This is a genomic window from Luteimonas fraxinea (genome assembly GCF_021233355.1).
In the GTDB taxonomy this organism is placed as follows: Bacteria; Pseudomonadota; Gammaproteobacteria; order Xanthomonadales; family Xanthomonadaceae; genus Luteimonas; species Luteimonas fraxinea.
In genome coordinates this window covers 495,758-508,548 of record NZ_CP089507.1, presented here as the reverse complement: position 1 = coordinate 508,548, position 12,791 = coordinate 495,758, and the positions used below count along the sequence as shown (strand labels likewise).

General features: G+C 67.0%; 10 protein-coding genes. 1 reads left to right on the top strand and 9 read right to left on the bottom strand.

What is annotated here, in order from left to right; genetic code table 11:
- Positions 1–53: 53 nt before the first annotated feature.
- From LU699_RS02240 to LU699_RS02205, 8 genes are all read right to left on the bottom strand, one after another.
- Positions 54–1,391 (bottom strand): amidohydrolase family protein, encoded by a 1,338-nt coding sequence (locus tag LU699_RS02240; RefSeq protein ID WP_232137770.1) that lies wholly within the window; start codon positions 1,389–1,391, stop codon positions 54–56.
- A gap of 53 nt (positions 1,392–1,444) precedes the next feature.
- Positions 1,445–2,323, bottom strand: coding sequence for a subclass B3 metallo-beta-lactamase (bla, locus tag LU699_RS02235; protein ID WP_232137769.1), 879 nt, complete (start codon positions 2,321–2,323; stop codon positions 1,445–1,447).
- Positions 2,324–2,382: 59 nt separating this feature from the next.
- On the bottom strand, positions 2,383–3,261 hold the full coding sequence (locus LU699_RS02230; protein ID WP_232137768.1) for a bile acid:sodium symporter family protein: 879 nt from the start codon (positions 3,259–3,261) through the stop codon (positions 2,383–2,385).
- A gap of 15 nt (positions 3,262–3,276) precedes the next feature.
- The gene (locus LU699_RS02225; RefSeq protein WP_232137766.1) at positions 3,277–3,693 is read right to left on the bottom strand and encodes a hypothetical protein; all 417 of its coding nucleotides are present in this window, start codon (positions 3,691–3,693) and stop codon (positions 3,277–3,279) included.
- A gap of 453 nt (positions 3,694–4,146) precedes the next feature.
- On the bottom strand, positions 4,147–6,027 hold the full coding sequence (locus tag LU699_RS02220) for a DUF885 domain-containing protein (protein ID WP_232137764.1): 1,881 nt from the start codon (positions 6,025–6,027) through the stop codon (positions 4,147–4,149).
- 75 nt (positions 6,028–6,102) lie between these two features.
- Positions 6,103–6,834, bottom strand: coding sequence for a DUF502 domain-containing protein (locus LU699_RS02215; RefSeq protein WP_425491137.1), 732 nt, complete (start codon positions 6,832–6,834; stop codon positions 6,103–6,105).
- 63 nt (positions 6,835–6,897) lie between these two features.
- The gene (locus LU699_RS02210) at positions 6,898–8,982 is read right to left on the bottom strand and encodes a bifunctional serine/threonine-protein kinase/formylglycine-generating enzyme family protein (RefSeq protein WP_232137762.1); all 2,085 of its coding nucleotides are present in this window, start codon (positions 8,980–8,982) and stop codon (positions 6,898–6,900) included.
- Positions 8,983–9,089: 107 nt separating this feature from the next.
- A complete protein-coding gene (locus LU699_RS02205) occupies positions 9,090–10,793 on the bottom strand; it encodes an NAD(P)/FAD-dependent oxidoreductase (RefSeq protein ID WP_232137761.1) in 1,704 nt (567 codons plus the stop codon).
- A gap of 208 nt (positions 10,794–11,001) precedes the next feature.
- On the opposite strand from LU699_RS02205, the gene LU699_RS02200 reads away from it, so the two are divergent.
- Positions 11,002–12,321 carry a hypothetical protein gene (locus tag LU699_RS02200; protein WP_232137760.1) on the top strand — a complete coding sequence of 440 codons (1,320 nt, stop codon included), beginning with the start codon at positions 11,002–11,004 and terminating at the stop codon, positions 12,319–12,321.
- On the opposite strand, the gene LU699_RS02195 is transcribed toward LU699_RS02200, so the two are convergent.
- The gene (locus LU699_RS02195) at positions 12,288–12,770 is read right to left on the bottom strand and encodes a DUF4442 domain-containing protein (protein WP_232137759.1); all 483 of its coding nucleotides are present in this window, start codon (positions 12,768–12,770) and stop codon (positions 12,288–12,290) included. The two genes, LU699_RS02200 and LU699_RS02195, sit on opposite strands and share 34 nt — an antisense overlap.
- Positions 12,771–12,791: the final 21 nt, after the last annotated feature.

Here is a 12,791-nt window from a genome sequence, read left to right as displayed (position 1 = left end):
TCTTCGCAGCAGGGCTCTCTGGACGCGAGCGCGTCCAGAGAGTCGCATCAGCGTCACCGTGCTGAAGGCACCTTGTCAGCAGACGCTGTCCTCCGGTGAACTGCCCCGCGTTTGAGGGTGAATGCCACCTCGCGCAGATTCGAGACATCCTGCAGCGGATCAGCTTTCAGGAAGACGAGATTTGCGAGTTTTCCGGGCTCCACCGTGCCCTGGGTATCGGAAGCGTTCATGGCGGCAGCAGCTACCGAGGTGGCTGCAAGCAGTACATCCATCGGCGCCATGCCCACGGGCCCCGCAAGAATTTCCAACTCGTCGTGCAGCGAGGGCCAAGGAGCTTCCGGTGGATTATCGCCATCAGTGCCGCTGGCGATACGGACACCCTGCAGGTAGGCGGCCCGGGTGAGTTGATAGGTCAACATCGCGCTGCAGCGCGGCGGTCGACCCTCCGCACGAGCGGCGTACGCCGCTTCGTGACGGGCGTACACCAGGTTTGTGGCGTCCAGAATGATGCCCTGCGCCGCCATCCGGGCGAACAGTTCGATCATGGCCGGTGGGATGCCGTCCTGGAACTGACGGGCATCCACCGGCATCGGATCCTGATAGCTGACGGGTGTGGATGACGACACCTGATACGCAAGCGGGCAGCTGTGCGAAATCACATCGACGCCGGCCAGAATGTTGTCTACCGGGAGCGCGGGAAACACCGCGGCATGTGCCCATACCGGTATGCCCTGCCGATGGGCTTCGGCTGTAATGCGCACAATCGCCTCCGCTTCAAGATTCGCGTACAGCTTGATGCCGCTCGCCGACGTACCACGTGCGATTGCCACCGCCGCTGCGATATCCGTCTCTGCATCAATCGCCTGCATCCATGGCGTGTGCCCGGGCACATGACCACGCGTGACGGCAATCGTTCTCGGGTCGTCGAAGAAGCTGGGGCCGGCCATCAGGGCAGCGAAATGGATATCAGGCGCGGGAATTTCGCCGGTCAGTGCCTGGCGCGCGAGCTCGGCGACTGATCGCACATCGTCCGCCATGCTGCGCACGCCTGTGATCCCGGACTGGACCTGGCGGCGCAACAGCGTGCGGCTCCGATCCGCGTCAGGCGGCGTGGCAAGATGCACGTGGGTATCGATGAGGCCGGGAATTGCATAGAGCCCATCCGCAGACACGCGAGTCGCATCGAGCTCAGTCGCGTCGCTGTCGGGCATGACCGACTCGATCACTCCGTCCGACACCAGAATGCTCATGGCGGGCCTTGGCACTGCACCGGTCCCGTCGATCAATGTCGCACCGTGATACAGCGTGCGCTCCGAAGCCGCGAGCGGAAGTGCAACGGACGCAGCCAGACAGGTAATGAGAACTGGAATACGCAAGGGATACTTCTCCATCGGGCACGTGCCCGTTCGCTGTTTCTGGGACGCGGCGCCGATCCCCAGCCGATCTACTGTGTGGGCTGGGCTTGCTCAGCCAGTTTCGCATCGAAGGACCGCTCGGCAACGTCCGCATACGCCGCGCACGTCAGCGCCTTCGCGCCCGCCGTATCGCCGGCCGCGTAATTCCAGTTGCTCGCACCGGGATGCGGCGTCAGCAGCAGATCGCAGGGCAGGCCGCGGACCACCTCGAACGAGCGCTGGTAGTCCTCGATCAGGCGCGGGTAGCGAGGATTTCCCTGCAGCCGGTATCCCGGCGCACTGAGGCTGTCGACATACGCGATACGCACCCGACGGCCATCGCGGGTATCGGTCCAGGTCCACGCGACGCTGCCGGGCGTGTGACCGGGTGTGAAATGCACGGTGAAGTCGGTGCCACCCTGTGACACGACTTCGTGATCCATGACGATTCGGTCGGTCTGCACCGGCGGATACGTGATTTCGTCGCCGAAGTGCAGGTCGTCGCTACCGCCACGCGCGAACAACGCAGCCGATTCGGCATTGGCGACGAGGTGCGCACCAGTGCGGCGCTTGAGCGCGGCGAACGGACCGGCGTGGTCGGCATGCGCGTGGCTCGACAGCAGCAGGCGCAGATCTGCCGGCGCGATCTTCAGCCGTTCCATGTTCGCCAGCAGCGCATCCGCAGCCTGCGGCATGCCGCCATCGATCAGCACGGCGCCCGCGTCCGTCATCACCAGAAGTGCGGTCAGCCCTTCGGTACCGATCTGCCAGGTGCGGTCGGCGATGCGGACAGGCGCGATCGGCTGCCGCCATGACGCATCGACCGTGTAGGCCTCGAGTTGCGGCAGCGGCGGCTCCGCGGCGCTGGCGGACAGCGCCGCCGACAGCAGACAGGTGACGAGCGAACAGGCGGGCAGGGACGGGCGCATCGGACTTCCAGCGACAGGCGGACGCACAGTCTGCCGCCTGCGCAGCGTCCTGTAACCGCTCAGGCAGCTGCGTTCGCGTCGCGCGCGCCCGGCCGGTTGAGCCAAGCGGCGAATGCGGCGGCGGTGAAGAACATCAGCAGGCTGTAGACCGCGGCCGGCGCCGACATCGTCGCGTTGCCGAGCACACTGAGGGCGATGAAGATCGCCAGCGTGCCGTTGTGGATGCCGATCTCCATCGCGATCGCAATCGCCTGTCGCCGCGGCAGTTTCAACGCCCGCGGCGCCGCGTAGCCGGCGCCCATGCTGACCAGATTGAACAGCAGGCAGGCGATGCCAACCGCGGCGAAGTAGGCCAGCAGCGTGTCCCAGGTGCCGGCAACGGCCGCAATGATCAGCAGAACAAGCACGATCACCGACAGCAACCGGATCGGCTTTTCCATGCGCGAGGCGAATCCGCTGGCGAACGCGCGCACCAGCATGCCGATGCTGACCGGCAGCAGGATGATCAGCGCGACCTCGACGATCTTGCGCGTCGGCGGCGGCACGTACTGGCCGGCGCCGAGGAAGAATTCCAGCGACAGATTGAGGATGACCGGCAGCGTGACCAGGCACAGCACGCTGTTGACCGCGGTCAGAGTGATGTTGAGCGCGACGTCGCCACGCGCGATGTGGCTGTAGATATTGGCGGTCGCGCCGCCCGGCGATGCGGCCAGCAGCATCAGGCCGACGGCGAGTTCGGGCGGCAGCCGGAACAGCAGCGCGAGCCCGAGCGCTGCCCACGGCAACACGCCGATCTGCAGTGCGAGCCCGATCAGCACCGCGCGCGGATAGAGTGCGACGCGGCGGAAATCGTCGAGCGTCAGGCCGAGGCCGAGGCCGAACATGATCACGCCGAGCGCAAGCGGCAACAGCAGTGTGGTCAGCAGTGATGCCTGCATGGAACGTCCTTCGTCTTAAGCGGGCGCGTCGGCGCGATCACGCCGCAGTGCAAGCCGGCCACCGCACCAGGCGAGCGGGATCGGCCCGATCACGCCGAGCAGGGTCATCCACAGCGGATGCGGCAGCATCCAGGCATTGCCGATCACGCCCAGCACGATCAGCACACCGACCGCGATCGCAGCACTCATGCGGCGCACGCGTGCCAGCCGCGCCGCGCCCCAGCCCCCGCAGACCGCGGCGAGCAGCCAGCCGCACAGCACCCAGACGAGCTTGCCGGTCGGTGCATTGGCGACGATCTGCGCGAGGTCGGCCTCGTTGGCGAGTTGCCCGGCGGGCATCGGAAACATCCACGAACCGAAGAACTCCAGCCCGAGCATCACCATCATGGCGACGACCATGCCGAGCATCACCGAGAACATCGTGCGGATCATGGCGCCTCCCCAGCGCGAACCGGCGTGCAGCATCGCGCGGTGGGTGGAGGAGGGCAAGCGGCGGTGCGGCAGGGGCGCACCTTGCGCGTCGCGGCGTTCGGAGTGACCGATCACTGTTGGCAAGTCGAAGTCGCTGGATCCCAACGTGCGCCGGGATGACGACATCCACTACTCCGTCATCCCGGCGGAAGCCGGGATCCAGCGACTTGTGCGCATAAGCAGAGCGAAGTCCGGCTGTTCCAAACGATGGAGAGGCGAACGGCAATCCAATCGGCGCCTTCAGCGTGGAAGGCCTCTACGCGCGATCCACTGTCGCCCCAGCGAACGCTGGGGCCCATTTTGATCTGAGGCATTACCGCGAAAATGGATCCCAGCGTTCGCTGGGATGACGGGCTTCGAAGTATTGCGAGGTCTCTCAGCGATCGCTCCGGTCCGCCCGCCGAAAATCCAGCTCTACGACTCCACGTCAGCAGGCGCCGCCGTCACCGGCTGCGCATCCACACGCCCCTTCCGCTCCGCGATCCACGCGTCGATCTTCGCCTCCAAGAGCGGCAACGGCAGCGCACCATCCTTCAGCACTTCGGCGTGGAATTCCCGGATGTCGAACGCCTCGCCGAGCGCGGCCTCGCTGCGCTTGCGCAATTCCTGGATCTTGAGTTCGCCGATCTTGTACGCCAGCGCCTGGCCGGGCCATGCGATGTAGCGCTCGGCTTCGGCGACCGCGTCCGGTTCGCTGACCGAAGAGTTCTCGAACATGTAGTCGAGCACCTGCTGACGCGTCCAGCCCTTGCTATGCAGGCCGGTGTCGACGACCAGACGCACTGCGCGCCACAGCTCGCCCTGCAGACGGCCGAAGTAGTCGTAGGGATCGCTGTAGAGGCCGAGTTCCTTGCCCAGGCTCTCAGCGTAAAGGCCCCAGCCTTCGATGTACGCGGTCTCGCCGCCGAAGCGGCGGAAGGCGGGCAGGTCGGTGAGTTCCTGCTGCAGCGCGAGCTGGAAATGGTGGCCGGGAATCGCCTCGTGCAGGAACAGGTCCTCGGCATCCCAGCGCTTGCGTGTCGGCAGGTCGAAAGTGTTGACGTAGAAGATGCCCGGGCGGCTGCCGTCCTCGCTGGGGCTCATGTATTCGCCACCCGCGGCCGACGCGGCGCGGAAGGCCTCGATGGGGCGGATCTCGAAGGCGGCCTTGGGCGTCAGCGAGAACAGCTCGGGCACCTTCGCTTCGATCTTCTGCTCGATCGCGCGGTAATGCGCGAGCAGCTGTTCCTCGGAGCGGAACTGGAAGCGGCGATCGGTCTGCATGAAGCGGAAGAAATCCTGCAGCGATCCCTCGAACTTCGTCTCCGCCATCACCCCGCGGATTTGCTCGTGGATGCGCGCGACTTCATCGAGGCCGATCTGGTGGATCGCCTCGGGTGTCAGGTCGGACGTGGTCTGCTGCCTGGCCGAAAACGTATACCAGGCCATGCCGTCGGGCAGCGCATCGAGGCCGACGCTGTCGCGCGTATGCGGCATGTAGTCGTTGGCGATGAAGTCGCGCTGGCGCTGGATCGCGGGATTGAGCTGGTCAGTGATCAGCGTGCGGAACGCAGCGGTCAGGCGCTCGCGATCGGCCTCGGACATGCCGTCCGGGAATTTCGTGACCGGACCCCAGAACGGGCTCTTCTCCACGTCGTCGACGAGGATCGTGTCGAACTGCGGCAGCACCTTCTCCATCACCACGCGCGGCTGCACGACATTGGCGTCGATACCGGCGCGCATGTTCGCGATCTCGGTATCGAGCAGCACGGGGATGCGCGCGGCGCGGCGCAGCCAGGCGTCGTAGTCTTCAACGGTCGCGAACGGCTGCGCGTTCGTGCCCGAGCCAAGCAGCACCGAGTAACTGACGATGCTGCCCATCTGGTTGACCGGCATCATCCAGTCGGGAAACCGCTCACCGTCGAGCGTATTGCGGCGCTCGTCGACGAAGATGCGATAGCTCAGCAGATCCTGCCCCTGCAGGCCTTCGCTGCCGACCGCCTCGATGGTCTTGAGCCAGCGCTCGTTGAAACTGCGCACCTGCTCGCGATACTCGGCGCTGCCGAAATCCGGCAGCTGATCGTTGTAGCGCGCATCGCCCTGGAAGGTCGCCTGCACCGGGTTGAGCTTGAGCACCTCTTCCCAGTACTCGGCATACAGCGTGGTCAGTCGCGCAGCGCGCGCTGCGGCATCTTCGACCGGCGCCTCGGCGACAGCAGTGGCCGCCGTCTGCGCGGGCGCATCCCGATTGCAGCCGGCGAGTCCGCCGCCGGCGGCGATGGCGATGGCAATGGCGAGAACGAGCGGCTGTTGCATGTCGGGCTCCAAAGGCGATTCGGGTCGATGCTGTCGAACGCGATGCACGGCCGGCAAGGGCCGGAGGTCACGGACTCAGGGCAGGGGCGGTGTGTCCGCGGTCGCAGCAGGCGGCGTTTTGGGCGGATCGAATGGAATCGTGTCCGGCGCGACCGCGCCACCGGAAATGATGAAGCTCATCGCCTGATCGACGGTCCAGTCGGTCGGCGTGATCTTCTCCAGTGGCACGATTTCCAGGTAACCGGACGTCGGATTCGGCGTAGTCGGTACGTAGACGGCAGCGAGTTCGCGGCCGGTACCCTGCTCGCGGATGACGCGGGTGACGAAGCCGACCGATTTCATTTCCGCGTGCGGAAAGTCGATCAGCACGACGCGCTGGGTGCCGTCGGGTTTGGTCTGCAGGATGTCGAGCAGCTTGCGCGCGCTGGAATAGATCACGTTCGCCAGCGGAATGCGGCGCACCAGCGCATCGACCCAGGACAGCATGCGCTGGCCGATGACGCGGCGCGCGAGCCAGCCCACGCCGAGGATCAGCGCGATGGTGGCGAGCATCGCGATCGTGGCCTGCACCGAGACCGCATTGATCCAGCCCATCGAATTCGGAAAGCCGGCGGCGATCCGGTGTGCCAGTGGCGCGACCCACGGCGTGCTGATGTTGGACAGCAGCACGAAGACGAACTTGACGACGATCCAGGTCAGCCAGATCGGCAGCAGGGTCAGCAGGCCGGTGAGGAACAGACGCTGCAGGCGTCCGCCCAGGGTGTGGGCACTCATTGGAATCCGCGGGTGGGGTAGGGGACGCAACATGATGCGCCCCGTGACTGAACCGCGGAAGCGTGGCGCGCGGCCGCAGTCGATCGACCGCTTGAATCAGGGCAGATGCGCGAGCCGGAAGCCGACGTCGTCGTAACCGCGACGCGGATCCAGTGCGCGGCTGGTGAGCTCGTCACGCTGGCTGCGGCCGGCGGCGATGCGGTCCTTGCACGCGGCCGCGCAGTCGCTGCGCCATTCGGCCGGACCGACCGCGCGCGTGGCGACGCTGGCGCCCTGCGCGGTGGACGCGACGACGATGCTGCGGCCCTCGCGCTCGCTGCGCCAGCGGGCGTAATCCACTGCGTCGTGCCACGACACGCAGACCACCGGATCGGACGCCGACTGTTCGAAGCCGGGGTCTTCCCAGTTTTTCGGCGAAAGCGCACGCAGCATCGAACCGCGCGCGCGGCACGCGGCGGACTTGTGGCCGGTCGCCGACACGAAGGCGGCGTAATCCGCGCGGCTGACGGGCGCGTTGGAAATCGCGTACACGCCATCGCTGCTGCGGATCACGCGGGCACCGCCGGCGACGCTGGCGGCCAACGCGGCGACATCGGGAATGGTCATGGCCTGGCGACGCAGGCGGGATGTCGCGGCGGCGTCGAGGCCCACCGCTTCGGCCGAGGCCAGACTTGCGACCGCTTCGCTGCGATCCACATCGGTGACTGCCTGGCCGAGGCGCGCTTCGAGCGCGTCGTCGACGCGGGTGCGCAGGCGGCGCATTGCATCGCTGTCGGCTTGTCCGGTCGAGGACGCATGCTGGCGCGCGGCGGCGAGGATCGCGCTCGCATCGTCGTGGTCGCCCTTGGCGATCAACGCGGTGGCGCGCGCGCCGGCCGCATCGAATGCGCGGCCCGAAAGCGGCGCGAACCGCAGGTGCTCGCGATCGGCCTGCCAGGCGCGGGTCAGTGATTCGAAGGCGTTCGCGCCTGCGGGTGCTGCGAGCTGGCCGTTGCGCAACTGGCGCTCGGCATCGCCGAGGTGCCGATCTGACGTCGAGACCGGCGCTGCCTTCGGCGCCGCGGACTCGTCCGCTGCGACCGCGGCAGCCGGTATGCGTGCGTCGTCGTGGGCGAGGCCCTCGGCATCGACGGGCGCGGCTGCGTTGCCGGCGGCGACTGCAAGGCCGGGCGCTGGCGAATCGATGTCCGGTACGCCGGATGGCCGCAGCAGAAAACCAATCCCGGCCGCGACCACCAGCACCGCTGGAATCCACAACATCGGTGACACATGCCGCGCGCCGTCCCCGATGCGGCGTGCGCCCTCGCCGATGCGCCGGAACGCCCCGGTGACGACCGGCTCGCGCTTCCCATCGCGCTGCGGCACCTGTGCCAGCGCCTGCAGCATCTGGTTGGCATCGGCGAAGCGGCGGCCGGGCGATTTGGCCAGAGCGCGGTCGATGAAGCGCTGCCAATGACGCAGCGGCGGCGACAGCCGCGGAATCGGATTCTGGGTATGCGCGATCGCCATCGACAGCGCGTCTTCGCCCTGGTACGGCAGGCTGCCGTTGAGCATCTCCCAGGCCAGCACGCCGACGCTGTAGAGATCGGCCCGGAAGTCGACCTGCTGGCCGCGCGCCTGCTCGGGCGCCATGTAAGCGGTGCTGCCGACGGCCAGCCCGACCATCGTGACGCGCGTGCCGTAGCCGCGGCGCAGGGCGATGCCGAAATCCGCCAGCAGCGGCCGGTCGGCTTCGTCGAACAGTACGTTCTCGGCCTTGACGTCGCGATGGATCACACCCCGCGCATGCGCGTACGCCAGTGCCGACAACAGGGCGCGTAGCACTTCGCGCACGCGTGCGTGGTCGCCGGTGAGATTGCGGCTACCCAGATGGCCGTGCGGCAGATACGGCATCGCGTACCACGGCAGTCCGGCCTCGGTACGACCGACCTCGTGGATGCCGACGATGTTGGGATGCTCGAGCCGGGCGATCGTGCGCGCTTCGTTCTCGAAGCGGCGCCGGCTCACTTCATCTGCCAGCGCCTCGGGCAGCATGACCTTGATCGCGACGTCGCGGCCCAGCGACAGCTGCGTGCCGAGATAGACCGTCGCCATGCCGCCGTGCCCGACGATGCGCACGAGGCGATAACCGGCGATGTCCGGAAAGACCGTCGAATCGGGCCCGGCTGGCGTGTACGGCATGGTTCCCCCTGTGCGTCGCACAGCATACCGAGGGCGCGCCGGAAAACGGTGTGATGCGTTGCCGGGTCCGACACGTGCGTGGGTCCCGCAGTGCGAGGCGCGTGGATTCAGGCTGCGCGTGCGTGCCCGGCCGCGACCATCGCCATCGCCACCGACTCGGCGGCCTTGATGCCGTCCACGCCTGCGGACAGGATGCCGCCGGCGTAACCCGCACCTTCGCCGGCCGGAAACAAGCCGCGCGTGTTCAAGCTCTGGCCGTCGGCGTGACGGGTGATACGCAGCGGCGATGACGTGCGCGTCTCCACGCCGGTCAGCAGCGCGTCATGCATCGCGAAGCCGCGCAGCTGGCGATCGAAGGCTGGCAGCGCCTCGCGGATCGCGGTGATCGCGTATTCGGGCAGTGCACCCGACAAGTCACCCAGACGCACGCCAGGCGTATACGACGGCACCACGCTGCCGAACGCACTCGACGCGCGCCCGGCGAGCAGATCGCCGACCAGCTGTCCCGGTGCTTCGTATTCGCCGCCGCCGAGCGCGAACGCGTTCGACTCCCAGTGCCGCTGCAGCGCGATGCCGGCCAGCGGTCCGCCTTCGGGCGCGTAGGGCAGGTAATCCTCGGGGGTGATGCCGACGACGATCGCCGCATTCGCGTTGCGTTCGTTGCGCGAGTACTGGCTCATGCCGTTCGTCACCACACGGCCCGGCTCGCTTGCAGCGGCGACCACAGTGCCGCCCGGGCACATGCAGAAGCTGTAGACCGAGCGGCCGTTGCGCGCGTGGTGTACCAGCTTGTAGTCGGCGGCGCCGAGCAGCGGATGACCGGTCTGCGGTCCGAAGCGCGCGGCGTCGACCAGCGATTGCGGGTGCTCAATGCGGAAACCGATCGAGAAGGGCTTCGCTTCGAGAAACACGCCGCGCGTGTGCAGCATCGCGAAGGTGTCGCGCGCGCTGTGACCCAGCGCCATCACCACGTGATCGCTGCGAATCGCCTCGCCGTCGGCCAGTGTCACCCCGCGCACATGGCGCACGCCATCGGCATCGGATTCGACCAGTAGATCGTCGACGCGACTGGAGAACCGGATCTCGCCGCCCAGCGATTCGATGGTCGCGCGCATGTGTTCGACCATCGACACCAGCCGGAACGTGCCGATGTGTGGCTTGCTGACGTAGAGGATCTCGTCTGGCGCACCGGCGGCGACGAACTCGGTCAGCACTTTGCGGCCGTGGTGACGCTTGTCGGAGATCTGGCTGTAGAGCTTTCCGTCGGAGAACGTGCCGGCGCCGCCTTCACCGAACTGCACGTTGGATTCGGGATTCAGCACCTTCTTGCGCCACAGCCCGAAGGTGTCGACGGTGCGTTCGCGCACGGCCTTGCCGCGCTCGAGCACGATCGGCCGAAAGCCCATCTGCGCGAGTACGAGCGCTGCAAACAGGCCGCAGGGGCCGGTGCCGATCACCAGCGGGCGCAGCGGCATCGCATCGCTGGCATGGGCGACGAAGCGGTACGAGGTATCCGGCGACGCGCCGACCTTGCCGTTGCCACTGGCCACCGCGCCATCGCCCTGTTCGCCTGCCGCCGCGTCTTCGGGATCGAGTTCCAGACGCTGCAGGATGTCGGCCTCGCGCGGCGTCTCCACGTCGACCGAATAGATCAGCACGATCGCCCCGCGCCGGCGCGCGTCGTAGCTGCGCTTGGCGACGGTAAAGCTAGTGAGTTCGTCGGCATGGATGCCCAGGCGCTCGATGATCGCCGCAGGCAGCGCGGCATCGTCGTGGTCGAGGGGCAGTTTGAGGTCGGTGAGTCGGAGCATCGGGGATTCGGGGCGTTGGAGGCGTGCGTGGGTCCGCTGGCGTGCAGGCGATCGGGTGCGTCGTGCATCCCGCACAGGGTCTGGCGCGGCGCACAGGATACCTCCCGCGCCTCCGGGCACGACGCTGGCGTGCCAGAAGGGCCGTCGCAGACAGGCCTGCTGCGATGGCAGACTGCCGGTCCGCAGGACGCGGATCGGGAGAAAGGGTATGCGCTGGTTGAAACGGTTGGGCTTGGGGTTACTGGTCGTGGTGCTCGTGCTGGCGGCGCTGTGGACGTGGTCTCGGTTGAATGGACCGACGCCGGAACAGCGCGCGGCGCTGGCGGTGCTCGAAGCACCCAATGCGTTCGAAGGGCGCAACGCCTTCGATGCGGTCTGGCTACTGCGCTACGACGTGCCGGAAGCGGAGATCGCTTCGGTAGCGGATGCCGACATGGCGGCACTTTCCTCGGCGCCGGCGTTGCGGTCGTTGGAACCTCAAAGCATTGCGAATATGCGCTATGCCGACCTGCAACCCGACAGGAGCACTCCGCTCACGCATTGTCAGATCGCGGGTGAGCCGTGTCTGGCGCTTGTGCGTAGCGACACTGACGGCTACGCAGCGCTGGTGGAGGCCAACCGCAAGTTGATCGCGCGGGTGGAAGCGCTCGCGCAATACGACCATCTTGCATCGCGCTTGCCTGTCCGCGTGGATGGGCCGATTCCGCCCTTTTCACTGTTGGCGTGGCCGCTGACCGCACATGCTGTGGCATTCACCCAAGGGGATCGACTGGCAGCGGTCGATGCGACCTGCAGGGCTTTGTCCACGACGCGACGGCTCGGCGCGAACAGCGATCTCCTGATTTCCCGCGTGCACTTCACCCGGCTCGTGACCGAAGGCTACGGACGCTTGCTCGCCGACATGCTTGTAGAACTGCCTGCGGACATTGCGCTGCCCGACAGCTGCGCGGCTGCGGTGTCCGCACCAACAGAAATCGAAGCAAGCGTCTGCCCGGCATTGCGCGGAGAGTTCGCCTTGGGACAGCGTGTGGCGCAGCAGATGGCGTCTGACGAAGTCGGCGAGTGGTTGGTGTTCGACCAGCACGGCTATGCAGCAATGGCCGCGGACCGCGTCGGTCAGGGATGCACGGATGCCGCGGCTGAGGCGCTGCGTCTCGACCGGCGTTTCGTGTCGGAAGACGCGCGTCCGTTCTTCAGCCGTTTCGAATGCATCGCCAACAGCGCGGGCTGCATTCTGAGCGATATCGCTGGGCCGGCGTACGACGGTTACGTTCGTGCGGGCCAAGACCATTATGCCCGTCTGCAGCTGGTCGGAACGCTCGCCTGGTTGCGCGCGCAGCCTGCAGAGGGTGCACTTTCCGAACGGCTCGCGCGTCGACCGGATGGGCTGCGAAGCGCCGCTCGCGACATCACCGTCTCCGCGGACGGTCGCGCATTGCAGATCGCCCAGTACGACACCCGTCAACAGGAGAACTGGTCGCTGCCGTTGCCGGCCTATCTTGTCGAATCGACCGCGGCCGCGGACTGACCGCTGCGCCGCTTGCGCCGCACGTAGACCTGTTTGCGCACTCGGGCGACCAGTTCGCCCGAGGCATCAACCACGTCGGTGGTGAACCAGTGCAGATGCTTGCTGCCGTCGGCGGTGACGGCGCGGATCGCCTCGACCGTCGCGTCGTCGAGATCGAAGGCCGCGGATACGGTGCCGCGGCCCGGGCGGATGAACTCGATCTCGCCGGCCTTGTCCCAGACCACATGGTCTTTACCGAGCGCGCGCAGCGTCATGATCATCCAGAACGGATCGGTCATCGCGAACAGGCTGCCGCCGAAGTGCGTGCCGACGTAGTTGCGGTTGAACCAGCGCTGGCGCAGTTCGACGCGCGCATGCCGGAAGCCGTCGTCGATCCGGGTCACGCGGATGCCCGAGAACAGGAACGGCGGCCACAGGTTCATCAGCAGGCGGAAGCGGCGTGGCGTCATGGTCGGGCGATCGGCGAGGGG